Origin of the sequence: Hymenobacter fastidiosus, from assembly GCF_039539565.1 — a bacterium.
GTDB classification, from domain to species: Bacteria; Bacteroidota; Bacteroidia; order Cytophagales; family Hymenobacteraceae; genus Hymenobacter; species Hymenobacter fastidiosus.
In genome coordinates this window covers 23,868-47,058 of the sequence record NZ_BAABDJ010000039.1, presented here as the reverse complement: position 1 = coordinate 47,058, position 23,191 = coordinate 23,868, and the positions used below count along the sequence as shown (strand labels likewise).

Sequence of the window (23,191 nt, the reverse complement as noted above, 5' to 3'; positions counted from 1 at the left end):
AGTTAGAAGTCGTCCAACGCTCCGGTCAACCACCCCTAGCCCCTCCTCAGCTGAGGAGGGGAACTGGTTTTTAGCAGTAGCTACCATCCTAACTCCTAGCTCCTTCCCTCCCATGCTTGACCGCGTCCGCCAATACATTCAGGAAAACGAGCTTTTTGCTTTTACCGACCAGCTGCTGGTAGCCGTCAGCGGCGGCATGGACTCGGTGGTGCTGGCCGACGTGCTGCACCGGCTGGAAATTCCGTTTGCCATTGCCCACTGTCATTTCGGCCTGCGCGGCGAAGAAGCCGATGCCGACGAGGAGTTTGTGCGCAAGCTGGCCAAGAAGTACGAGGTGCCCTATTTCGCCGAGTTCTTCCAGACTAAGGCTTTTGCCGAGCAGGAAGGCATTTCCACCCAGATGGCCGCCCGCACCCTGCGCTACGAGTGGTTTGAGCGGATCCGCCGGACCCAGCAGCTCGCTTACGTAGCCACCGCCCACCACCAGCGCGACGCGGCCGAAACCATGCTGCTCAACCTCACCCACGGCACCGGCCTGGCCGGCCTGCACGGCATCCGCCCCAAAAACGGCCACGTGGTCCGGCCGCTGCTGGGCATGGGCAAAGAGGATCTGTACGACTACCTCGTGGAGCAGCACCTGATCTGGCGCGAGGATGCCTCCAACGACAGTACCCTCTACCAGCGCAACCGCCTGCGTCACGACGTGCTGCCCGTGCTGCGCGACATCAACCCCAACCTCGACCAGACCCTGCACATCACGGCCGAGCGGGTGGGCGGGGCCGAGGAAATCGTGCGCCGCTACGTAGCCGACACGGCCCGCGCGGCCCGGCACGAGGAAGCGGAAGTAACCTACCTCAACATTGCCACCCTCCAGGCCACGGCGGCCGTGGCGCTGGTACTGCACGAGCTGCTGCGGCCGTTCGGCTTCTCCTACCTGGTGGTGAAGGACGTTGTGGCCGCGTTCAAAGCCCCCGCCGGCCGCCGCTTCGAGTCGCCGACGCACCTGCTGGTCAAGGACCGGGAACAGCTAGTCATCACCCGCCGCAGCCTGACCAGGTTCGGCACCCACCAGCTCCTGGCCGGGCAGGAGGTGCTCAAAATCGACGGGCTCCACCTGCGTACCGAGCTGCACGAGGTGGCCGGCTTTGAGGTGCCCAAGGGCAAAGCCGTAGCCGCCCTGGACGCCGACAAGCTCCGCTTCCCGCTCACCGTGCGCCCCTGGCAGGAAGGCGACTGGTTTATGCCCATCGGCATGAAGGGCAAAAAGAAGCTTTCGGACTTCCTCATCGACCAGAAGGTGCCGCTCAACCTCAAGGACGGCGTCTGGGTACTGGTCACGGCCGACGGCAAGATTGCCTGGGTGGTCGGCTTCCGGCCCGATGAGCGGTTTAAGGTGACGGAGGAAACCGCGCGGGTGCTGGTGGTGAAGCGCATGTAGCTGTTTGGGAGAAGCCGGGAGCCAGGCGCTGGAAGCCAGAAGGAAAGTTTCCTGCCCGGGCCATCCACTTCTCCCAACTTCTGGCTTCTAACTCCCAGCTTCTCCTTAGCTTTACGGCTCGGATGTTAAATCTTCTAACTCAATCTCCCACCCGATGAAAGTAACCGTTGTTGGAGCTGGCAATGTAGGCGCTACCTGCGCCGATGTATTGGCCACCCGCGAAATAGCCAACGAAATCGTCCTCGTTGATATTAAGGAAGGCTTCGCCGAAGGCAAGGCGCTGGATATCTGGCAGAAATCCCCCATTATCGGCTACGACTCCCGCACGGTGGGCGTTACCAGCGACTACGCCCGCACGGCTGGTTCCAACGTAGTAGTTATTACTTCGGGCCTGCCCCGCAAGCCCGGCATGAGCCGCGACGACCTGATTTCGACCAACGCCGGCATCGTGAAGTCGGTGACCGAGCAGGTGGTGAAACACTCGCCTGACGCTATCATCATCATCGTTTCGAACCCGCTCGACGTGATGACCTACCAGGCGCACCTTACCTCGGGCCTGCCCCGCGAAAAGGTGTTCGGCATGGCCGGCATCCTCGATACGGCCCGCTACCGCGCTTTCCTCGCTGAAGCCCTTAATGTAAGCCCAAAGGATATTCAGGCCGTCCTCATGGGTGGCCACGGCGACACGATGGTGCCCCTGCCGCGCTACACCACGGTAGCTGGTATTCCGGTAACGGAAATGATTGGCAAAGCGGAGCTCGACGCCATCGTGCAGCGCACGGCCGTAGGTGGCGGGGAGCTGGTGAAGCTGATGGGCACTTCGGCCTGGTACGCTCCCGGGGCCGCCGCGGCCCAGATGGTAGAAGCCATCGTGCGCGACCAGCGCCGCGTGTTCCCCGTGTGCATTGAGTTGCAGGGTGAGTACGGCATGAACGGCGTGTACCTCGGCGCGCCGGTTATTCTGGGCAAAAACGGCGTGGAGAAAGTTATTGAGCTCCAGCTCAACGACGAGGAAAAGGCCCTGCTGGAAACCTCCCGCGGCCACGTGAAAGAAGTGATGGACGCCCTGGACAAGATGATGGCTAACGCCTAAGTCTTTCCGTAGCGCCGTGAAAGGGCCGTTCTGCTGCGCAGAGCGGCCCTTTTTGGTGGCCGTATTTCCCGCCCTGAAACGCCCGCCCACGCCAATTGGAAGTTACCCCCGGCCCGGCGGCAGCGGCATATACGGAAGCAAAAAGCCCATTGACGGAGCCAATGGGCTTATAGGTCAGGTTGATCGGCCGGCGCGAAGTCAGCGAAAAGTCAGCGGCCTCCGTGATTCTACTTCTGGCTCGCTTTGAAGAGCTTCTGCTTTTCCTCCTTCGACAGGCTTTCGTAGCCGGAGCGCGAAATCTTATCCAGAATACCGTCGATTTCTTCCTGCTCCGGCTTGATGGGGCCACTCTTCTTCGCCGTCGGCGCTTCTGCCGGACCACTGCGGTGCGTCACGCGCAGGTTGGGCCGCCCCGATACCAGATTACCTACCCAGTCGCCGATAGCCTGCACGGGCCGGCCCAGGTCGCGGCCGGCCTGAATCTGCTTGATGAAGACGAAGCCCAGCAGGGCCCCGCCCAGGTGGGCTATTTCCCCGCCGGCATTGCCGCCATTGATTCCCGCAACCGACACCAGCACCACTACGGCCGCAATGTATTTGATGCGCACCGGCCCAATAAAGATGATGCTGAACGTATAGTCGGGCAGCAAAGTCGCGGCCGCCAGAATCACGGCCGTCACGCCCGCCGAAGCGCCGTAGAGAATAGCCGGAGCATCGCGGAAAACGGGCAGCAGGTTGAACGCCAGCAGGTACAGGGCCGCACCGGCCAGGGCCCCCAGCACGTACAGGCTCACCAGCCGCCGGTCGCCGAGGTACTCCCGCACCAGGGTGCCAAACCAGTACAGGTTGAGCAGATTGAACAGGATGTGAAAGAAGTCGAAGTGAATGAAGCTGTAGGTGAGCAGCGTCCAGGGCCGGGTGAGCAGCGTTCCGGGCACCGACGGCACGGCCAGCCACTGCAGAATGGGCAAGTGGGCATTCTTGTCTTTGGTCACCAGAAACAGCACGGTGCGCAGCAGAATAAAGGCCACGAACACCAGCACGTTGATCAGCAGCAGCTGGTTCAACGCATTGTCGCGGCGACTGAACGCGGTACGGATGTCATTTACGATACTCATAGCTCAGCAGATCAGTAGAAGCGGGTGCGGCCCCGCTCCCAGATTTTCAACAGAACAAACCCAATCAACATTCCGCCCAAATGGGCGAAGTGCGCCACATTGTCGCCGGGTGTCCGGTGGACGCCATTGTAGAGCTCATACAACGCGTAAAGCGCCACAAAGTACTTGGCCTTGATGGGAAACGGGAAAAACAGGAGCATCAGCTCGGTGTTGGGAAACAGGTAGGCGAAGGCGAACAGGATACCGAACAGCGCCCCCGACGCGCCCAGCATCGGCGAGTTCAGACCGCTGTTGTACATCTGCTGCAACGAAGCCAGGGCGCCCTGAATAAGCTGCTGGTCACCGGGCGTGGCGTGCAGCTGCCGGATTACCGGCTGGAAGCTCTCCTCATACTCCTTCATGTTGTGCTCCACGAAATCCTGGAGGTGGACGTCGGTCGGATCCTGCCGGAAGATTTCCAGGTCCTGCCGCATTTTATTTATTTCAAAATACCGCACCCCCGAATACAGCACGCCGGCCCCGATTCCGCAAATCAGCCAGAAGGTCAGAAAGCGGTTGCCGCCCCAGCGCTGCTCCAGCAGCGGGCCGAAGGAAATCAGGCCGAACATATTGGAGAGCAGGTGCATGAAGCCGCCGTGCATAAACATGTAGGTCACAAACTGCCAGGGCTGAAAGTAGGCGGACTCTACGGAATAGAGCGCCAGAAAATTCATCCGGCTGGTCAGCTGAGTCTGCAACAGGAAGACGCCGATGTTGATAAAAAGCAGCGTGCGTACCGTTGGGGTTAAGTTGAACATGGAAGGCAAAGTAACGCGAAAGCAAATTCGCGGAAAGAGGATGCGGACCGAAGCGGCCACCGACAGTACGCAAACTGAGTGTTTCGGCTAAGGTTTGCGGAAAAATTCCTGGAGCTGGCTCAGCTCCAGCAGCACCAGCGTACGGCGGCCATCGGGGGTGTAGCTGGGCACGGTACAGGCAAAGAGCCGGTCGACGAGCGCCGCCATTTCCTTGTCGGAGAGCCGGGCGTTGTCGCTGCTGGTAGCCACGCGGCGGGCCAGGGCGCGGGCCACTTTCTCGCGCCGGTCGAGGCGCACCGGGCCGGCATGGGTACGAAACTGCTCGATGAGTCCTTCCAGCAGCTCCTTCTCGGCGCGGTTGGGCACGTCGGCGGGCAGCCCTTCCACGGCAATGGTGTTGGGGCCGAACTCGGCGAAGCGGAAGCCCAGGGCGTGCAGATCGTCGGATACCTCGCGCAGAATGGCAAAGTCCTGGGGCGTGAAGGTGACGGTGCGCGGAAACAGCAGGGTCTGGGAGCCGGCACTTTCGCGCTCCAGCCCGAGCACGTACTGCTCGTAGAGAATCCGCTCCCGCGCCGCGGCCTGATCAATGAGCATCACGCCCGACTTCACCGGCACCAGCAGATACTGCTGGTTCACCTGAATCACGCGGCTGCCCGGCCCGTTGGTGGCTTCGCGCAGCGGCAGCTCCGGGGCCGCACTGGCCGGGGCCGGGTTCTTTTCCGCGCCGAATTCCGGCATCGTGGGCGGCGCGGCCGGCAGATCGGGCGCTACCGTCTGCCCCAGGGAACGGTAGAAGTCTTCCAGATCCCGCTTGGCCTGCTCGGTAGGGCGGGCCGGAGCCGTGCCGGACGAAGCGGTGCGCAGATGCTGATCCTCGCGGGACCCGGGAGCCGCGGCCCGGGCCGCGGCCGAAGCCAGGGCATCGGGCCGGAAGTCGTCGGCAAACGAATTGGCCCCGGCCGAGGAGCGCAGGGGCTGAATGGGCGCGAAGTTCACGTCGCCCTCAAAATCCAGCGACGGGGCCATGTTGTGAATCCCCAACGACTGCTTCACGGCGGCCCGCACAATGGCATACACGGTTTTCTCGTCCTCAAACTTGATTTCCGTCTTCGTCGGGTGCACGTTGATGTCGATGGCCTTGGGGTCCAGCTCCAGAAACAGCACGTAGAACGGGAAGGTGTCGCGGGGCAGCAGCCCTTCGTAGGCGGCCAGCACGGCGTGGTTGAGGTAAGCCGAGCGGATAAAGCGGTTGTTGACGAAGAAAAACTGGTCGCCCCGGCTTTTCTTCGCCGCCTCCGGCTTGCCGATAAAGCCCTTCACGGTGAGAAACGGGGTTACTTCCTCGCAGGCCGCCAGCTGCTCCTTATAGCCATTGCCCAGCAGGGCTACGATACGCTGGCTGAGGCGGCCGGCCGGCAGGTTGAATACCTCCAGGTCGTTCTGGTAGAGCGAAAACGTAATCTGCGGGTTGGACAAGGCCACGTGCTGGAACTCGTCCAGGATGTGGCGCATCTCCACGGCATTGGTCTTGAGGAAATTGCGCCGGGCCGGCACGTTGTAGAACAGGTTCTTGACCGCGATACTGGTCCCGTCGGGACAGGCGACGGGCTGCTGGCTCGTTACCTGGGAGCCTTCGATGAGCAGCAGGGTGCCGGTGTCCTGGTCGCGCTTCTTGGTGCGGAGCTCCACCTGGGCTACGGCGGCAATGGAAGCCAGGGCTTCACCCCGAAAACCCAGGGTGCGGATGCGGAACAAATCCTCGGTGGAACGAATCTTGCTGGTAGCGTGTCGCTCCAGACTCATGCGGGCATCGGTGGGGCTCATGCCCGAACCGTTGTCGACAATCTGGACGAGCTGTTTGCCGGCATCCTTCACAATCAGCTGCACCTGGGTGGCCCCGGCATCGACGGCATTTTCGAGGAGCTCCTTCACCACCGACGCCGGGCGCTGCACCACTTCACCCGCCGCAATCTGATTGGCAAGGTACTCGGGAAGCAACTGAATCACATCCGCCATCGGCTACGAACTGAAGTTGAGTATGAAGAAGTTAGCCCCGGCAAAATCGACCACCCGCTGCCAATCGGCGCACCGCGTCGGGAATTTATCCGTAAGTTTGCGGCCAACTTTAGTGTGTCCGGAGGCGGACTATTTTCCAATCCGGTGCGTTAGGAGAGCAGAAAGCAAGGTGCTGGAGGTCAGAAAAACTGGTTGCCACGCTCGCTGAACTACCTTTCCAAGGAACACAAAAGTAGGGCTATTTCCGCTCTGATTCAACTTTAAGACCCTACCACGGGAGCCGATGCTCAAGGATATCCGGATTAGACTTTTACTGCTTCTTTTGGCCGTTACGGGTCTGATCATCACGTCGGCGGCCCCCCGAAACCTGGGCGCCCGGCCGATGTCGGCCGCCGAGCAGACCTGGGTCGACAGCGTGTTCACTTCCCTGACTCCGGACCAGCGCCTGGGGCAGCTGTTCATGGTGGCCGCGTATTCCAACAAGGATAAAAAACACGCCCAGCGCATCGACGAGTTGGTGCGCACCTACAACGTGGGCGGGCTGATGTTTCTGCAGGGCGGCCCCAAGCGGCAGGCGGCGCTGACCAATCGGTACCAGGCGATAGCCAAAGTACCGCTGCTGATTGCTATGGATGCCGAATGGGGCCTCGACATGCGCCTCGACTCCAGCATGCACTTCGCCAAGCAGATGACGCTGGGGGCCATGGACGACGACCAGTACGTGTACCAGATGGGCCGTGAAATTGCCCTTAAGCTTAAAACGCTCGGCGTCCACGTCAGCTTCTCCCCGGTTATCGACGTCAACTCGAACCCCGACAACCCGGTTATCGGCAACCGCTCGTTTGGCGAGAACAAGGAGCAGGTTTCCAAGCGTGGGGTAGCGTATATCCGGGGCCTGCAGGATCATGGCATTGTGGCCGTAGCCAAGCACTTTCCCGGCCACGGCGACACCGACGTGGACTCGCACGTGGCCCTGCCGGTAGTGAACACCGACATGGCCCGCCTGACCAACGTGGACCTCTACCCATTTCAGAAATCGTTTGAGGCCGGCGTGATGGGCGTGATGGTGGCTCACCTCTACATGCCCCTCTTCGATACCATCAAGACCCAGACAACTACCCTTTCCAGGAGTCTGGTGACGGGGCTGCTGAAGGAGAAGATGAGCTACCAGGGCCTGGTGTTCACCGACGCGCTGAATATGAAGAGCGTAGCAAACCTCTATAAGCCCGGCGAGCTGGATGCCCTGGCCCTGATTGCGGGCAACGACGTGCTGCTGTTTTCGGAAGACGTACCCCTGGGCTTGCAGCGCGTCCGGGAAGCTGTCGCGGCCGGCAAAATCACTCAGGAAGACATCGACGCACGGGTCCGCAAGATTCTGCGGGCCAAGTACTGGGCCGGCCTGAACCGGTACCAGCCCGTCGACGTGCCCAATCTGGTCGACAACCTGAACCGCCCGCTGAGCCGTAAGGTGCAGCAGCAGATTTATGAGCACGCCGTGACGGTGGTAAAGAATGGGGATGACCTGCTGCCCTTCCATCGGCTCGATACCCTGCGTATTGCTTCGGTTACGATAGGCACGGGTGCCGGCAGCACCTACGCCACCATCATGAACAAGTATCAGAGTGGCCCCGTGTATTCGGTAGCGAACCGGTACGCCCCTGATTCTACCTTCGAACGGCTGCAGAGCCGCCTGGCGCCCTACAATGTGGTGGTGGTGAGCCTGCACGGGATGAACAACACGCCGACCCACAACTATGGCATCGGCGACGGCGCGCTCAAATTCATCAGGCAGCTGCAGGCTAACCCCCGCCTCAAAACCGTGGTGGTTGCCATGGGCAACGCCTACGCGCTGAAGTATCTGGAAGACGCCCGCACTCTGGTGTGCGGCTACGAAGACAATTATCCTTCCCAGCTGGTAATGCCGCAGGTGTTGTTTGGGGCCCTGCCGGCCAAAGGCCAATTGCCCGTCACGGTGTCGCCGACGCTGAAGGCCGGGGTTGGACTTCCGACGCCGGACTTCCATCGCCTGCGCTATGCTGCTCCGGAAAGCGAAGGACTCGATTCTAAAGTGCTGGCCCAGATCGACAATATTGCCCTCGAGTCGGTGGCCTACGCGGCTGCCCCGGGCTGTCAGGTGCTGGTAGCCAAGAATGGGGCCGTGGTGTTCGACAAAAGCTACGGCTACAGCACCTACGATAAGGCTCACCCCGTGGAAAGCAGCACGCTCTACGATCTGGCGTCGGTGACGAAAGTAGCGGGCACGCTGCAAACCATCATGTACCTCAAGGACCAGGGCAAGCTCAGCCTCGATGCCAAGGTGGCCGATTACCTGCCCGAGCTGCGCACGTCCAACAAGAAGGACATGACCATGCGCGACCTGCTGCTGCACCAGGGCGGCCTCAAGCCCGGCATTCCCACCTGGGAGCGGACCGTAAACAAGGCCGGGCTTAAGCCTACCTTCTACGCCAGCACCCGCTCCGACGATTTTCCCAACGAAGTCGCGCCCGGCACCTTTAGCACCAGGGCCGTGAACGACTCCGTCTGGACCTGGATAGTACGCTCCGGCCTGCTGCCCAAAATCAAGGGCAAGTACCCGGTAGAATACAGCGACCTGAGCTTTATGATTCTGAAACGGGTGAGCGAGAAGCTGCTCAATCAGCCCATCGATGCGTTTCTGCAGAAGACGTTCTACGCGCCGCTGGGCCTGGCCTCCATGACCTATAACCCGCTGGAGCGTTTCCCCAAAGCCTGCATCGCGCCCACCGAAAACGACACGTACTACCGCAAAACCCAGCTCCAGGGCACCGTACACGACCAGACGGCGGCCCTGACCGGCGGGGTGGCCGGCCACGCCGGACTCTTTGCCAATGCTAATGACCTCGCTATTCTGATGCAGATGAATATGCAGAACGGCCGCTACGGCGGGCAGCGCTACTTTCAGTCGCCGGTGGTGACGGAATTTGCCCGGCCCCAGGTAGCGGGCAACCGCCGCGGCCTGGGCTGGGACCACGGCAACCCCGAGAAGCCGGAAGGCCCCACGTCGAACCTGTCGCCGGAAAGTACGTTTGGCCATACGGGCTTCACCGGCACCTGCGTGTGGATGGACCCGGAAAACAAAATCCTCTACATCTTTCTTTCCAATCGGGTGTATCCCGACGGCGGCAACAACAAATTGCGCCAGTATAACATCCGGACGCGCATCCACGACGTTATTTACAAGTCCTTGGTCAAGTCATGATCTGTTGTCCGACTTTCCATTTCTCCTGACCTGCAATTGGCGGTGAGGCATCTGTAGCAGATGACTCACCGCCAATTTTTGTTTTCTCTCCCCGTGCCCCCCGCCCACCCCACTGCCATGAACATCGGAATTGTCTGTTACCCTACTTTTGGCGGCTCCGGCGTGGTGGCCACGGAGCTGGGCAAAGCCCTGGCCCTGAAAGGTCACCGGGTGCACTTTATCACCTACAGCCAGCCCGTGCGCCTCGATTTTTTCAACGAGAACCTATTCTACCACGAGGTCTATATTCCGCCGTATCCGCTGTTTCAGTTTCCGCCCTACGAGCTGGCGCTGGCCTCGAAGATGGTCGACATCGCCCAGAACGAAAAGCTCGACGTGCTGCACGTACACTATGCCATTCCCCACGCTTCGGCGGCCTACATGGCCAAGCAGATTCTGCGCACCAAGGGCATTTCCATTCCGGTCATCACCACCCTGCACGGCACCGATATCACGCTCGTCGGCAAGGATGCCAGCTACGAGCCGGTCGTCACGTTCAGCATCAACCAGAGCGACGGCGTAACGGCCGTGTCGGCGGACCTGCGCAAGGCCACCTACGAGTACTTCGCCATCGAGAAGGATATTGAAGTTATTCCGAACTTCATCAACCTGGCGCGCTTCAAGAAGCAGAACAAGGGCCACTTTAAGGCCGCCATTGCCCCGGAAGGCGAAAAGCTGCTGGTGCATACCTCCAACTTCCGCTCCGTGAAGCGCGTCGACGACGTGGTGCACATCTTCGCCGGGGTGCGCCAGCAGATTCCCGCCAAGCTCCTGCTCGTCGGCGACGGCCCCGACCGGCCGCGCATTGAGAAGCTCTGCCGGGAGCTCGGGCTGTGCGATGATGTCCGCTTCCTGGGCAAGCTCGAAGCCGTGGAGGAAGTCCTCAGCATCGCCGACCTGTTTCTGATGCCTTCCGAGAAGGAAAGCTTCGGCCTGGCCGCTCTCGAAGCCATGGCCTGCGAAGTGCCAGTTATCAGCACCAACGCCGGCGGCATTCCCGAGCTGAACCTGCACGGCGTGACGGGCATGCTCAGCGAAATCGGCGACGTGGCCGACATGGTGAAGAACGCCCTCTACATTCTCGAAGAGGACAACCTGCCCCGCTTCAAAGCTGCCGCCCTGGCGCGGGCCGAGCAGTTCGAGATTGACAAAATCCTGCCCCTCTACGAAGCCTGCTACCAGCGCGCCATCGACGCCGTCCTGGCCACGGCCTAGGTTGGTTTTTGGTGGTTGGTTTTTGGTTTTTGGTCAAACGAAACCCGGCCTTTTTAAGGCTGGGTGGCGGAAAGTCGTGGGCCGCTAAAAACCAAAAACAAATAACCAAAAACCAATAACCACCCTAAAACAGGCCCGTTACTTCGCGTTTCACGGAGTTCAGGGCCTGGGCGGTCGGGTCTACTTCGTCGGCAATGAGAGTTTCCAGGATGCGCTTGGCCAGGTCGGTGCCGCGGGCCTGCTGGGGCGCGGGCAGGGTCTGGTAGGCTTTGTTCACCATCGTCAGGATGGTTTCCTTGGCCTGCCGGATCTGGTCCCACACGTCGGGGCTCATGTAGAGCTGCTGGCTGAGGTTGTGCTCGAACTCGGCCCGAATTTCGGTCACCAGCAGGCGGTGGTACTCGGCGGCCGTCTGGCCGGAACTGCTCAGGCGCACGAGCAGGTTGTTGGGCGTGATGCGCTCGAGCAGCAGCGTCACCCGCTCGTAGGCCTGCAGCCGCAATGGCAGGGTTTCCCTGGACGTTTGCATACGCATCTCAATCAGGCGGCGCTGCTGCTCCTTTTCCAGATACTGCTGGATGAGGTAGAAAATGGAACCCGCCACGATGAGGGCGGGCAGAATAATTTTGAGCAGATCGAAAACGTACGCAGTAGTATCCATGCGGGCTGAAAAGGGCTTTTAGGCGGCGGCAAGGTCGGCAAATATTTTGGTGAACCCGACGCCGGCCCGGGGTGTTCTATACGCGTCGGGGCCGATGGGGTATGCTCCGGGCTTCGTATCTTTGCCCCTACTCTTTTAACGCAGAACGCCCTATGACCACCGCCGTGTCAACTAAAATTGCTCCCATCACCCTCACGCCGGGGGCCTTGGTTGAGGTTCGGAATATCATCGAGGACAAGAAAGTACCGACCGAATACGGCCTGCGCATCGGCGTGCAGGGCGGCGGCTGCTCGGGCATGAGCTACCTGCTCGGCTTCGACAAAGCCAAGGACAACGATGAAATCTACGACCTCGACGGCCTGAAGCTCATCATGGATAAGAAGCACGCCATGTACGTGCTGGGCATGGAAGTCGACTTCCAGGATGGCCTGAATGCCCGCGGCTTCGTCTTCAACAACCCCCAGGCCAAGAGCACCTGCGGCTGCGGCACCTCGTTTTCGGCGTAAATTACGGATGCCGCTGATTTTGCGCTGATTCCCCAGCTTTTCCTCCGCCGATGGATTCCCTGCTGATTACACGGGCAGGATATTTACCGCCGGTTTCCTTGACGAGTAAGAACCCACAAAAATCCCCGGCCTTATGGGCGGGGATTTTTTGCGTCTTCTTGCCAAGCTCGTTCCAGTCGGCTTTTGGTCTGTTCCACAGCATACCAGGTCGAAATATCCGGCTCCTCCGGGTAGTCCGCTGATTTGCACCGTGGATTTTCCGCTATGATGTAGTGGCAATAAAACCGTTCGCCATATTCCAGCGGAGGAATCATGGCCTGGAGGCCGTCGGCAACGATAGTGGTTACCTGTAGGGTATAATTCCTCGAAACTGCCTCTGGGCGCTGTGGCATCCAGTCATTACTACTGGCTCGTTGGGCCATTGCGTCTTTGTCTTCCGTGCCCAGGCGCAGTTGGCGAATCCCATTCTCAGACTCCACAGCAATTAGATTCACGCCAGTATCAGCCCCGGCAGCAATTTCATGCTGACCACCAGCTGCTCCCCGCTGGAATTACGCTTATAGCGGTTTCGGAATTGGTGGACCGGTCATTGGCTCCGGTCCGGCGGCTGAAAAAGCCGCCGGACCGGAGCGTACACCAGTCATGAACCCGCTGTAGTAATGTAGAGCTGCCCTGCCGTTATGGTTTCAACGCTCATGTGCTGGGGCAGCCACTCCAAGGGTGGACGCATACGCCGTATTACTACATCGTGTCCCACGGTGTGAAGGCCCACAGCATCTTGCCCGATCTTAAACAGCACATTGCTTGAGCTTACGTTCAGTTCGGAGCGCCCTGACTGCGACAGGTATATTTCAGTGCAGACCGGAAAGTCGGGGAATGTCCCCATCCCACCTGAGTCGGTTTACTTCCCCGGCTTAAAGCTCACCGCCACCCCGCCACCGGCCGCCAGTTGCAGCTTCAGTACCGACTTGCTGGTCACCTTCTGCTTGCGGATCTGGTAGGCCATGGGGTTCTTATCCCAGGAAGCTCCTTTGCCGTCGGCGTAGATGGTGGCTTCGTATTGCTGACCGGGCGTCAGGAAATCGAGCCGGACCTGCTGCTGACGGGCGTTTTCGTCGGTGATGCTGCCCAGGTACCACTCATCTTTGCCTTTCGCTTTGCGGGCGGTAGTGATAAAGTCGCCCGGCTCAGCCAGCAGGATGCGGGTGTCGTCCCAGTCCACGGGCACGTCGCGGATGAACTGGAAGGCGTCGGGGTGCTTCTCGTAGTTTTCGGGGAGGTCGGCGGCCATTTGCAAAGGGCTGTACAGCGTCACGTACAGGGCCAGCTGCTTGGCCAGGGTGGTGTGCACCTGCTTGCCCTTGTTCTGCGGGGCGTATTCATCGAGCTTGATCTGGAAGATGCCGGGCGTATAGTCCATGGGGCCGCCCATCAGCCGGGTGAAGGGCAGAATAGTTTCGTGCTCGGGCGGGTTGCCGCTGCTCCAGGCGTTGAACTCGTTGCCCCGGGCCGCTTCGTTGGCCAGCCAGTTGGGGTAGGTGCGGTGCAGACCCGTCGGGCGCACGGGCTCGTGCATATCCACCATAATGCGGTTTTCGGCGGTTTTCTGGGCCACGCGCACGTAGTGGTTCACCATCCACTGGCCGTCGTGGTGCTCCCCGCGGGGGATGATGCGGCCCACGTAGCCGGTTTTCACGGCGTCGTAGTTATGCTCCTTCATGAAGCGGTAGGCGCTATCCATCCGCCGCTCGTAGTTGGTGACGGAGCCGCTGTTTTCGTGGTGCATGATGAGCTTCACGTTCTTGCCGCTGGCGTAAGTTTGCAGCTCGTTCACGGCGAAGTCCGGGTAGGGCGTCACGAAGTCGAAGACCTCCTCTTTCCAGTTGCCGAACCAGTCTTCCCAGCCCACGTTCCAGCCTTCGACCAGCACGCCCGGCAAGCCGTTGCGGGCGGCGAAGTCGATGTAGCGCTTCACGTTGGCGGTGTTGGCGGCGTGGCGGCCGTGGGGCTTGAGCGTGGCGAAATCGGTGTCGGCCAGCTTGATGTTGTTCACGTCGGAGTAGGACCAGCTGCCCTTGTTGATCTGCATCTCCCACCACACGCCCACGTATTTCTGCGGCCTGATCCAGCCCGTATCAACCATTTTGCTGGGCTCGTTCAGGTTCAGAATCAGCTTCGACGACAGGATAGCGGGGCCATTATCGGCCACTACCACGGTGCGCCAGGGAGTCTGGGCGGGGGTTTGCAGGTGGGCCATGGCGCCCGTGGCATCGGGGCAGAGCTGACTGGTGAGGCCGTGCATAGCCCCGTTCACGAGCAGGGCCATGGCCGGGTAGTTGACCAGCGCCGCCTCGTGGATGTTCACGTACAGCCCGTCGTCGGACCTGAGCATGAGCGGCGTTTGCACAGCGTTGCCCGCAATCGGGGTCTGGGTGGCAATTTCGGGCGTGGGCCTGGCCGTGGCCGGACTTACCTCACTCAGCCGGGTGGTCGAGTAAAGGTATTCGTTGGTGTCGTAGTCGCCCCGCATCCAGAAGGCCTGGTGGTCGGCGGGGAGGTTGAACTCGGTTTTCTCGGCCGTCACCGTGAAGTACTTCAGGCTGGGCTGCTCCGGAAACTCGTAGCGGAAACCCAGCCCATCGTCGAACAGGCGGAAGCGCAGGACCAGCTGCCGGTTCTGCGGGGCCGGCTGCTGCAGCGTCACGGCCAGCTCGCGGTAGTGGTTGCGGATGCTTTTCACCTCGCCCCACACCGGTGTCCAGGTGTCGTCGTGCCGGCTGGAATCAATCCGGGCGATGGTGAAGCCCTTATCGAAGCCGGGCTGCCCCTGGAGCAGCACGCCGAGGCGGCTGGCCTGCACCACCGATTTCGCGCCGTACTGAAGCTGGTACGTGGGTTCCCCGGCCGGGCTCAGGCGGAAGCTGAGCGTGAGCTTGTGGGCGGGGGAATGCAGGGTTTGGGCGGGGGCAGTGAGGGCGGCAAAGGCTGCGAGGAGCAGCAGGAAGGCTTTTTTCATGGAGAAGCGCGGGGATTTCGAGGAAAGATACGCCGCTCCAACCAATGCGGACCAGGCCTCGGTTGCGCCGTTCCGGTTTCCGGTTAACCTGCTTTTTATCAGCCGCTGAGCAGCGCAAGGCCCTAAACCCAAAAACAGCTACGGGCTGAAAAACGGAATTTTACAACCTTATGGGCAAGGTTAAAACTAGTTGTTGCGTTTAGCAAACCCAAGTATACTTCAAGGCCAAAGAATGAGGAAATATCGTGTTATACTGGTTGCACTACCCTTTTTATCCGGCTGTGTCGACGAAATCAGCGTTGATCTGCCGGCTCCGCCGAAGGTATTGGTGGTAAACTCCGTTCTCACGCCGGATAGCGTATTTCGGGTGCAGGTGAGTCGCGTCGCCAGCACGGTCGATTCTTCGTCTCGCCTGCTATCCTCGGCTAATGTGTACCTGCTGGCCCCCGGCCGGGGGGCTGAGCTGCTGCGCAACCAGGGCCGGGGGATGTACACCAGCCCAAATAAACCCGCCAGCGGGGTGGCCTATACGCTGCGGGCCGAGGCCGACGGCTACCCGGCCGCCAGTGCTACGGACACGGTGCCGGCCGCGGTGCCTATCCGGGAGGGGTGGCATTCTTACCCCACGGGCACGGACCGCAACAACGAATTGCTGGGCACCATCGTCGTGCGCTTTGATGACCCCGCGGATGAAGTCAACTACTACGAAATAAGTGCTTATCAACAGCAGTACGGTAACCAGGGCCGGATTTACCGGAGTCAGGACTTTGTGCTGGATGCGCGGGGAAACGCCGCGCTGGCGGCTGAAGGCGACGCGGAATTTAGCCCCGGCTCGCTGGTTTTTTCGGACAAGCTTTTCAACGGCCAGGCGTTTGAGCTGCGGGCCTCGTTCATGCCCTGGAGTTTCAGTGCTGGCTCAGGCACAGTTAACGGCGTACCCTTTGGCCCCCGGTTGTCGGGCGAGGCGTTCGTGTCGCTACGGTCCGTCAGTCGCTCCTACTACCAGTACCGCAAAAGCTGGACCCGGCACTTCTACAACCAGGGCACCAAGGGTCCGGGCGGCGATTTGAATCAACTACTATTTCTGGGCGACCCCACCCGGATGTATTCCAACGTGAAGGGCGGCTACGGCGTGGTAGTGGGCCATGCCCAGACCGTCCGATTCCTGCCCAAACGCTAATACGACCTTGGCCTACCACTCCATCTACCGCGGGCCGCTGGGCTTTATCACGTTCCTGCTGCTGGCCGCAACGACTACCATTCAGGCCCAAAGCCCCGGCGGCCGCGTCACGCTCAGCGGCACCGTGCAGGATGCCCGCACCGGCGAGAAGCTGCCGGGGGCCGCCGTGTACACGGCCGGGGGCCAGGTCGGCACGACCACCAACGCGGCGGGCTTCTACTCGCTGACCCTGCCGGCGCGAGATTCGGTGCGCCTGACGGCCAGCTACCTGGGCTACGCGCGGGCCACTGTGGTCCTGGCCGGCCGCCGGACGACGACCCACGTCTTTGCCCTGGTTGCCAGCAATGAGCTGGGCGAGGTACGGGTGAGCGGCGCGTCCGACGTGCCGCTGGAACGCCGGGTGGAGATGAGCACCCTCCAGATTCCGGTGGCGCAACTGCGGAAGCTGCCGGCGTTGCTGGGCGAGCCCGACGTGCTGCGGGCGTTCCAGCTCATGCCCGGCGTGCAGGCCGGCCGCGAGGGCAGCGGGGCCCTGTACGTGCGCGGCGGCTCCCCGGACCAGAACCTGACGCTGCTCGACGACGTGCCCATCTACTACGTCAGCCACGTCGGCGGCTTTCTCTCCGTTTTCGATGCCAATGCCATCAGCGACATCCGCCTCATCAAGGGCGGCTTCCCGGCCCGCTACGGCGGCCGGCTCTCGTCGGTGCTGGATGTGCGCCTGAAAGAAGGCAACCAGCAAAAGCTGAGCGGCAACGCGGGCATCGGGGTGCTGGCCACCCATTTCTCGCTGGAAGGGCCGCTGAAGAATGGCAAAACCACCTTCCTCGTGTCGGCCCGGCGCGGCAATCTGGATCTGTTTTCGCGGGTGGCCAGCTCCCTCTCATCCGGTGGCAACAGCGTGGTGGGGTACTCCTTCTATGATGCCAGCGCCAAGGTCAGCCACCAGCTCACGCCCCGCGACCAGCTCTTCGCCGCTCTCTACCTGGGCGGCGACCGGCTGTTTCTGACCCAAAAGCCGCAGACCATCGCCGGCCCGCAGGGCGAGCTGCGCTACCGGAATGCCAGCAATCTGCGCTACGGCAACGCCCTGGCCTCGCTGCGCTGGAACCGGCAGCTCACGCCCCAGCTGTTCGGCAACGCGACGCTCGCCGCCACTCGCTTCCGCTATGCCAACGAGCAGACCTTCCGTTTGGAGGACCTCTCGCCGGCCGGCAAGCTGGGCGAGAACAGCCGGGCGAGCTTCACCTCCGGCGTGCGGGATATCCTGGTGAAAGCGGACTTTGACTACTACCCCCGGCCGGCCCACCAGGTGCGGTTTGGGGCCACCGCCGTGCAGCACGCCTTTACCCCCGGCAGCAACTTCTTCACCAGCCGCACCCCCGCCACGGCCCTGGATACGACTTTCGGCGCGCAGCGGGTGGGGGCTCAGGAAGTGGCGCTTTACGGCGAAGATGAAATTCGGCTGACTGCGCGGCTGTCGGCCAACGTGGGCCTGCGGGCCATCCGCTATTGGGTGGAGGGGCAGGGATTCGGCGGCGTGCAGCCCCGATTACTCGCCACGTACCTGGTGGGGGAGCACACCGCCGTGAAAGCCTCGTATGCGAGCATGCAGCAGTACCTGCACCTGCTGTCGAACAACGGGGCCGGCCTGCCCACGGACCTGTGGGTGCCGGCCACCCGGCGCGTGGCCCCGCAGCGGGCGCGGCAGGTAGCCCTGGGCGTGGCCCATACCATCACCGGGCTGGGAGTAGAAGTCAGCCTCGAAGCCTTTCACAAGTCGCTGCGCGACCTCATCGAGTTTCGGGAGGGAGCTACCTTCTACAACAGCTCGCAGAACTGGCAGGACAAAGTAGTGACCGGCGGGCAGGGGCGGGTGCAGGGCCTGGAGGTGCTGGTGCAGCGCAAGACCGGTCGCCTGACGGGCTGGGTGGGCTACACGCTGGCCCGCAACGAGCGGCAGTTCGACCAGCTCAACCAGGGGCAGTGGTATCCTTACAAGTATGACCGCCGGCACGACGGCTCCGTGGTGCTCATCTACACGGTGCGGCCCCATATCACGCTGTCGATGACGTGGACCTACGGCACCGGCAATGCGCTGACCCTGGCCCAGGGCAACTACAACGTCATCGACCAGAGCTACGGCCTGCTCTCGGGTGATGCCTCCGACCGCTACGTCTACCCCGAAGCCGAAGTGTACGGGGACAAAAACAGCTACCGGATGCGGGCCTACCACCGCCTGGACCTGGGCGCGACCTTCACCAAAGCCGTCCGGCACGGGGAGCGAATCTGGCGGGTGGGCGCCTACAATGCCTACAGCCGGCATAATCCGTACTACATCTACTACAGCTCGGGCGAGAATGATGGCTACTACACCAGGGGGCAGCGGCGGCTGTATCAGCTGAGCCTGTTTCCCATCCTGCCGGCTCTCAGCTACGAGCGCAGCTTCTGAGCCGTTCCAATTCTGAGGCTACACCGTCTCGCCGTGCGGGCGGCTTACCCTACCCCTCTTTTCTTTCCACCCCACCCGCTCAAACCGCACTTCCCCGCTCTTCGTCCGGCCCGTTTCCTGCCAGCCCTGGCGGCGGTAGAATTCCTCGGCGCGGGTGCCGGGCGCGGTACTGAGCCAGACGGGATGCTGGGTTTGCCGGAAATACCAGGTCAGCAGCAGGTCGTGCAGGGTTTTGCCGATACCCTGGCCTTCGTAGTCGGGATGGACGAACAGGGCCCAGATGCGGTGGTCCTGCAAGTCGGCAATGGCGAAGCCCACTACGGTTGCGTTTACCTCGCACACCCGGCCCCGGCCGCGCCGGGTGAGGTAGTCCTCGTTGTGAGGGGCCACCAGGTCAGGAGTGGAAAGCTGGTTTTCGCGCACCGCTATCCGCACGGTCATTATCTGCGGAATATCGGCGCCGAGGGCTTCCCGGTAGAGCATGACAGCGGTGGAACTGAGGTAAGGTACTGTCGTCGGCTGACCGGCCGCGCCCACCGGAACTAGTCGAAGACGTAGGGGTAATCGATTTCGTCCAGGTCGCGGCGCAGCTGCTCCCAGTCGGCAATGTGCTTTACCAGGGACAGCACAGTGGTTTTGGTCAGCGTTTCGCCGTAATACAGCTGGGCCACAGCCACCACCGGCAGGCCGTCCTTGGGAAAGGTATCTTCCTCGAAATACTCCTGCGCCCACTCCACGTAGGTGCGCGGATGGCCATCCAGAATGTAGAGCAGCTCACCGGAGCCGTCTTCATCGGTGGCTCCTTTACCGAGCTGCCAGGCCTCGCTGCCGGTGGCCCAGAGGCAGAAGGTGGTGCCGATGGAGCTGACCGGCTCCCCGAACATAAATTCGCGAAAAGCGGCCGGCAGTCCGTGAGTGAGTCGGGTTTTGTCGGGCTCCTCGAGGCCATCAGCGTAGCCGTTAATAACGCAGCCTTCGGGCCGGAACAGTACCAGCAGCTGGTCGCCTTCGCCGTCGTTCATCTGAAATACCTGCTCACCTTCGCCCCAGTGCGCGTCGTAGGTATGGTAGCGGTATTCTTCCTCCGGCGAGATGATGGCGTCGAGCACGGCCAGCGCCTTACAGATGCGCTGCAGGGCTATTTCGTCGGGTAAAGCGGTGGAATTCTGGGTCGAAAGCATGGGCAGGCAGAAAGGAATTGTCAGGCCGGGCCAGGCGTAGCATGACGGGCGGTTAAAGTTTAACTGATGTTATGCGGGGTGAGGCGGGGTGCCGGCAGTTGGAAGTAAGGAGCTGGAAGTCAGGAGTTAGAAGTTGAGGGAGCAGGTAAAACAGCAAGGAACGAAATGGGTGCCAAGGCAGCCGCGCCTTACCTCGGCAGCCGGCTCATATTCTGACTTCTAACTGAACTGACAAGCTAATGTGGCATAAGTAGGTGGCGAAAATCGTTTTGCATTAAAAAGCACGTCATGCTGAGCTTGTCGAAGCATCTCTACCGCTCACTAAACCAATCGTTTAACGACTCGTTAGAGATGCTTCGACAAGCTCAGCATGACGTTCCAAATAGGTCAAACTAATTCTTGTTGGGTACTTACACTTGCCTAGGTTAAATCTCGCGCAGAGGACGCAGAGCCACGCAAAGCCCGAACGAACGGGTATGCCAATTTAATAGGTCAGTTCACCTAACTCCTCCAACCCGGTTTCAGTAAGCCCCCCGCGTAACAGCAGGTTTAATACGTTCTGGTCATATCGGCCGGTACCACCAGCACGAAGTCGGCTTTTTGCCGATGGTCCTTCGCCAGCTGGCCGAGCTGCTCCTGCATGACGGTGGAAATAGTTAGCACCCGCAGCGCCGGATTTGATTGGCGCAGATAGGCGATGATGCCGTCGTGGTTGTCGGAGTGGTAGCTGCCGTTGAGGTGGAGCAGCAGGTGGCCGGCCGGCCGGGCCTGGGCCAGGAAGTGCGCCATCGTGGCATCCTTGAGCGCCTGGGCCTGAATGATGTTCTGCACGCCGGCCGCGTGGGCCGCGTCGCCCCCGAACATCCTGACCATATTCCGGTAGCCGGGCAGCTCATAATCGACCGTCAGCGGCAGCGGCACCAGCCACGCTTTGGTCGGCGCCGACAACGTATCCAGCGCCGTCAGACTGCCTTTGGCCACCAGCGACGCGTAGCGGCGCGGCACGTTGGTGCCGACTACCCGGAATTTCTGCTGCCGGGCCAGCTGCACCAGCGGCTTGTAGTCGGTGGCGTAATTGGGCCAGGGGCGGCTCTGCGCTTCAAATTGCTCGTCGGTCAGCTCGCCGGTAGTGTACTGGTCGACGAGGGGCTGCACGTCGCGCTCGAACATTTCCAGCCCCAGCACCAGCTGGCCCTGCCGGAGGCGCAGCAGGTCCTGGGTCAGCTGCAGCGTCAGCCAGTGCCCGATGGGGTCGTTGTGCTGCTCGCCGAAGAACACCACGTCGGCGCGGGCCAGCTCCCGGAGCATCTGCTCGTAGCGGGCCGCTTTGCCGGCGGCGGTAAACAGGCGGTAGGCGGGCTTGTCGTCGGCGCGGAAGCCAAGCAACGCCAGCAGCAGCGGAAGAAGCAGGATTTTTTTAGTCATGATGGGCATACCGCGCTGGAAACCCGGACGAAGCAGATCGTCCCGGCCCCGGCTCCGAACCCAAAGTACGCAGAAAGGGCTGTCATTGCGAGCATTCTGCGGCTGAAGCCGGGACGCGGCAATCCGTCGTTTCCACTACCCCGGCCCTTTTCAGCAAAAAGCCCCGCCGCCGGCCGGCAACGGGGCTTCTCAGCGAATAAGGACTCCTGCGTGGTTCAGGCCGGATGGCTTCGACCTGGACGTAAAGGCAGGGTCGGGGCGGCTAAGTAGGTGGCGAAAATCGTTTTGCATTAAAAAGAACGTCATGCTGAGCTTGTCGAAGCATCTCTACCGCACACTAAACCAATCGTTTAACGACTCGTTAGAGATGCTTCGACAAGCTCAGCATGACGTTCCAAATAGGTCAAACTAATTCTTGTTGGGTACTTAGCCTTTGTAGAACATCCAGCGCGACAGCTCGCGGTAGTTTACTTTCTTGCCGTACATCAGAATGCCTACGCGGTAGATGCGGCCGGCCAGCCAGATAGTACCCAGGAAGCCCAGGATCAGCATTCCCATCGACACGAGCAGCTGCCAGGTGGGCACGCCCCCGAACGGCAGGCGCATCATCATGGCGATGGGCGAAGTGAAGGGAATCATGGACATCCAGACCGCCACCGAGCCGTTGGGATTGGTCGTCAGCACGGCCTGCGACACGACGAAGGTGAGCACCAGCGGCATGGTCACGGGCAGCATAAACTGCTGGGTATCGGTTTCGTTGTCGGCCGCCGCGCCGATAGCGCCGAACAAAGCGCCGTAGAACAGGTAGCCGCCCAGAAAGTAGAACAGGAAGCAGCCGACAATAAGGGGCACGTTCAGATCAGCATTGCGCAGCGCGGTGGTGATTTTGGCGGCCACGTTGCCGTCCTTTTTGGCCGCTTTGTCCTGGGCCGTATCGGTGCGGACCATAGCCGTGGTGCGGTTCACCCGGGCCTCCACCATCTTATCGGGGCTCACCGAGCCCGCCATCACCGAGCTGATGCCCACCGACAGCAGCACCCACAGCGCCAGCTGGGTGAAGCCCACGGCCGCAATGCCCAGCACTTTGCCCATCATCAGCTGGAAGGGCTTCACCGAGGAAATCACCACTTCCACGATGCGGCTGGTTTTTTCCTCCATCACCCCGCGCATCACCTGCACGCCGTAGATGAAGATGAACATGTAAATCAGAAAGCCGCACAGGTAGGCCACGCCGGTACTCACGCCGGTGCTGGAGCTTTTCTCGCCTTCGTCGCTGAGGCTCACGGTTTCCAGGTCCACGCTGGCCTTGAGCTTATCGAGCGTAGCCCGGTCGATACCCGAGGCGGTGAGGCGCTGGTTTTCAATCTGCAGATTCACGGTCCGCCGGATATCCGACTCCAGCGACACGCCCAGGCCCTTGCGGGAAAACACCTGGAATCCGCCGGGATTGGCCAGGTCCTGCCTGGGCACGTACAGCAGCGCGTCGTGCTTGCTTTCGCGGAAAGCCCGCTTGGCCTGGGCCAGATCCGCCGTGGTAGGCACGAAGCGGATGTCGTCTTTGGCTTCGGGCATCCGGCCGCCGAAGAGGTTGCCGGCGTCGGCCACGGCCACGGTTTTGTCGGTGTCCGACATGCGGGCAATGAGCACGGGCACGGCAAACAGCGCCACCGTGAGCAGGGGCCCGATGAGCGACATGATGACGAAGCTTTTTTTGCGCACCCGGGTCAGGTATTCGCGCTGAAAAATGAGGAATATTTTATCCATGAGGAGTAAGGTCTTGAAGACGTAAGAGCTGCGACTACCGGCAGCCAAA

Annotated in this window: 17 protein-coding genes; 7 read left to right on the top strand and 10 right to left on the bottom strand. The window is 61.2% G+C overall.

Annotated features, from left to right (window positions below; all coding sequences use genetic code 11):
* Window positions 1–112 precede the first annotated feature (112 nt).
* Window positions 113–1,438, top strand: a complete 1,326-nt coding sequence (gene tilS, locus ABD833_RS17880) for a tRNA lysidine(34) synthetase TilS (RefSeq protein WP_345074860.1) — start codon at window positions 113–115, stop codon at window positions 1,436–1,438.
* Window positions 1,439–1,592: 154 nt separating this feature from the next.
* Window positions 1,593–2,531 carry a malate dehydrogenase gene (mdh, locus tag ABD833_RS17875; RefSeq protein WP_345074859.1) on the top strand — a complete coding sequence of 313 codons (939 nt, stop codon included), beginning with the start codon at window positions 1,593–1,595 and terminating at the stop codon, window positions 2,529–2,531.
* Window positions 2,532–2,758: 227 nt separating this feature from the next.
* Here mdh and ABD833_RS17870 read toward each other — a convergent pair whose 3' ends face one another.
* The 3 genes from ABD833_RS17870 to mutL form a co-directional block, all read right to left on the bottom strand.
* The gene (locus tag ABD833_RS17870; protein ID WP_345074858.1) at window positions 2,759–3,649 is read right to left on the bottom strand and encodes a rhomboid family intramembrane serine protease; all 891 of its coding nucleotides are present in this window, start codon (window positions 3,647–3,649) and stop codon (window positions 2,759–2,761) included.
* An 11-nt stretch (window positions 3,650–3,660) separates the two neighbouring features.
* A complete protein-coding gene (locus ABD833_RS17865) occupies window positions 3,661–4,446 on the bottom strand; it encodes a rhomboid family intramembrane serine protease (protein WP_345074857.1) in 786 nt (261 codons plus the stop codon).
* An 87-nt stretch (window positions 4,447–4,533) separates the two neighbouring features.
* Entirely contained in the window at window positions 4,534–6,465 is a 1,932-nt protein-coding gene (mutL, locus tag ABD833_RS17860) for a DNA mismatch repair endonuclease MutL (protein ID WP_345074856.1), read from the bottom strand.
* Between the two features lie 322 nt (window positions 6,466–6,787).
* On the opposite strand from mutL, the gene ABD833_RS17855 reads away from it, so the two are divergent.
* Window positions 6,788–9,703, top strand: a complete 2,916-nt coding sequence (locus ABD833_RS17855; protein WP_345074854.1) for a serine hydrolase domain-containing protein — start codon at window positions 6,788–6,790, stop codon at window positions 9,701–9,703.
* Between the two features lie 117 nt (window positions 9,704–9,820).
* Window positions 9,821–10,957, top strand: a complete 1,137-nt coding sequence (gene bshA / locus ABD833_RS17850; RefSeq protein ID WP_345074853.1) for an N-acetyl-alpha-D-glucosaminyl L-malate synthase BshA — start codon at window positions 9,821–9,823, stop codon at window positions 10,955–10,957.
* 124 nt (window positions 10,958–11,081) lie between these two features.
* On the opposite strand, the gene ABD833_RS17845 is transcribed toward bshA, so the two are convergent.
* Window positions 11,082–11,618: a DUF7935 family protein gene (locus ABD833_RS17845; RefSeq protein ID WP_345074852.1), complete on the bottom strand. Its 537-nt coding sequence runs from the start codon at window positions 11,616–11,618 to the stop codon at window positions 11,082–11,084.
* Between the two features lie 152 nt (window positions 11,619–11,770).
* Between ABD833_RS17845 and ABD833_RS17840 the strand changes: the two genes are divergently transcribed.
* Entirely contained in the window at window positions 11,771–12,124 is a 354-nt protein-coding gene (locus ABD833_RS17840) for a HesB/IscA family protein (protein WP_345074851.1), read from the top strand.
* Window position 12,125: 1 nt separating this feature from the next.
* On the opposite strand, the gene ABD833_RS17835 is transcribed toward ABD833_RS17840, so the two are convergent.
* A complete protein-coding gene (locus ABD833_RS17835; protein WP_345074850.1) occupies window positions 12,126–12,326 on the bottom strand; it encodes a hypothetical protein in 201 nt (66 codons plus the stop codon).
* A gap of 699 nt (window positions 12,327–13,025) precedes the next feature.
* Window positions 13,026–15,140, bottom strand: a complete 2,115-nt coding sequence (locus tag ABD833_RS17830) for a glycoside hydrolase family 97 protein (RefSeq protein ID WP_345074848.1) — start codon at window positions 15,138–15,140, stop codon at window positions 13,026–13,028.
* 232 nt (window positions 15,141–15,372) lie between these two features.
* Between ABD833_RS17830 and ABD833_RS17825 the strand changes: the two genes are divergently transcribed.
* Both ABD833_RS17825 and ABD833_RS17820 read left to right on the top strand, forming a co-directional pair.
* Window positions 15,373–16,320 carry a DUF4249 domain-containing protein gene (locus tag ABD833_RS17825; RefSeq protein WP_345074846.1) on the top strand — a complete coding sequence of 316 codons (948 nt, stop codon included), beginning with the start codon at window positions 15,373–15,375 and terminating at the stop codon, window positions 16,318–16,320.
* Between the two features lie 7 nt (window positions 16,321–16,327).
* A complete protein-coding gene (locus ABD833_RS17820) occupies window positions 16,328–18,772 on the top strand; it encodes a TonB-dependent receptor (RefSeq protein WP_345074845.1) in 2,445 nt (814 codons plus the stop codon).
* An 18-nt stretch (window positions 18,773–18,790) separates the two neighbouring features.
* On the opposite strand, the gene ABD833_RS17815 is transcribed toward ABD833_RS17820, so the two are convergent.
* From ABD833_RS17815 to ABD833_RS17800, 4 genes are all read right to left on the bottom strand, one after another.
* A complete protein-coding gene (locus ABD833_RS17815) occupies window positions 18,791–19,255 on the bottom strand; it encodes a GNAT family N-acetyltransferase (protein WP_345074844.1) in 465 nt (154 codons plus the stop codon).
* 59 nt (window positions 19,256–19,314) lie between these two features.
* Complete coding sequence (locus ABD833_RS17810) at window positions 19,315–19,953, bottom strand: hypothetical protein (protein WP_345074843.1); 639 nt, start codon at window positions 19,951–19,953, stop codon at window positions 19,315–19,317.
* A gap of 549 nt (window positions 19,954–20,502) precedes the next feature.
* Window positions 20,503–21,387 (bottom strand): ChaN family lipoprotein, encoded by an 885-nt coding sequence (locus ABD833_RS17805; protein WP_345074842.1) that lies wholly within the window; start codon window positions 21,385–21,387, stop codon window positions 20,503–20,505.
* Between the two features lie 417 nt (window positions 21,388–21,804).
* Window positions 21,805–23,142, bottom strand: coding sequence for an ABC transporter permease (locus ABD833_RS17800; protein WP_345074841.1), 1,338 nt, complete (start codon window positions 23,140–23,142; stop codon window positions 21,805–21,807).
* Window positions 23,143–23,191: the final 49 nt, after the last annotated feature.

What these genes read in the sequence shown, in the direction of transcription:
- tilS (WP_345074860.1), top strand. Translation starts at nt 113, where the DNA reads ATGCTTGACCGCGTCCGCCAATACATTCAGGAAAACGAGCTTTTTGCT.
- mdh (WP_345074859.1), top strand. Translation starts at nt 1,593, where the DNA reads ATGAAAGTAACCGTTGTTGGAGCTGGCAATGTAGGCGCTACCTGCGCC.
- ABD833_RS17870 (WP_345074858.1), bottom strand. Translation starts at nt 3,649, where the DNA reads ATGAGTATCGTAAATGACATCCGTACCGCGTTCAGTCGCCGCGACAAT.
- ABD833_RS17865 (WP_345074857.1), bottom strand. Translation starts at nt 4,446, where the DNA reads ATGTTCAACTTAACCCCAACGGTACGCACGCTGCTTTTTATCAACATC.
- mutL (WP_345074856.1), bottom strand. Translation starts at nt 6,465, where the DNA reads ATGGCGGATGTGATTCAGTTGCTTCCCGAGTACCTTGCCAATCAGATT.
- bshA (WP_345074853.1), top strand. Translation starts at nt 9,821, where the DNA reads ATGAACATCGGAATTGTCTGTTACCCTACTTTTGGCGGCTCCGGCGTG.
- ABD833_RS17845 (WP_345074852.1), bottom strand. Translation starts at nt 11,618, where the DNA reads ATGGATACTACTGCGTACGTTTTCGATCTGCTCAAAATTATTCTGCCC.
- ABD833_RS17840 (WP_345074851.1), top strand. Translation starts at nt 11,771, where the DNA reads ATGACCACCGCCGTGTCAACTAAAATTGCTCCCATCACCCTCACGCCG.
- ABD833_RS17835 (WP_345074850.1), bottom strand. Translation starts at nt 12,326, where the DNA reads ATGCTGTGGAACAGACCAAAAGCCGACTGGAACGAGCTTGGCAAGAAG.
- ABD833_RS17830 (WP_345074848.1), bottom strand. Translation starts at nt 15,140, where the DNA reads ATGAAAAAAGCCTTCCTGCTGCTCCTCGCAGCCTTTGCCGCCCTCACT.
- ABD833_RS17825 (WP_345074846.1), top strand. Translation starts at nt 15,373, where the DNA reads ATGAGGAAATATCGTGTTATACTGGTTGCACTACCCTTTTTATCCGGC.
- ABD833_RS17815 (WP_345074844.1), bottom strand. Translation starts at nt 19,255, where the DNA reads ATGCTCTACCGGGAAGCCCTCGGCGCCGATATTCCGCAGATAATGACC.
- ABD833_RS17810 (WP_345074843.1), bottom strand. Translation starts at nt 19,953, where the DNA reads ATGCTTTCGACCCAGAATTCCACCGCTTTACCCGACGAAATAGCCCTG.
- ABD833_RS17805 (WP_345074842.1), bottom strand. Translation starts at nt 21,387, where the DNA reads ATGCCCATCATGACTAAAAAAATCCTGCTTCTTCCGCTGCTGCTGGCG.
- ABD833_RS17800 (WP_345074841.1), bottom strand. Translation starts at nt 23,142, where the DNA reads ATGGATAAAATATTCCTCATTTTTCAGCGCGAATACCTGACCCGGGTG.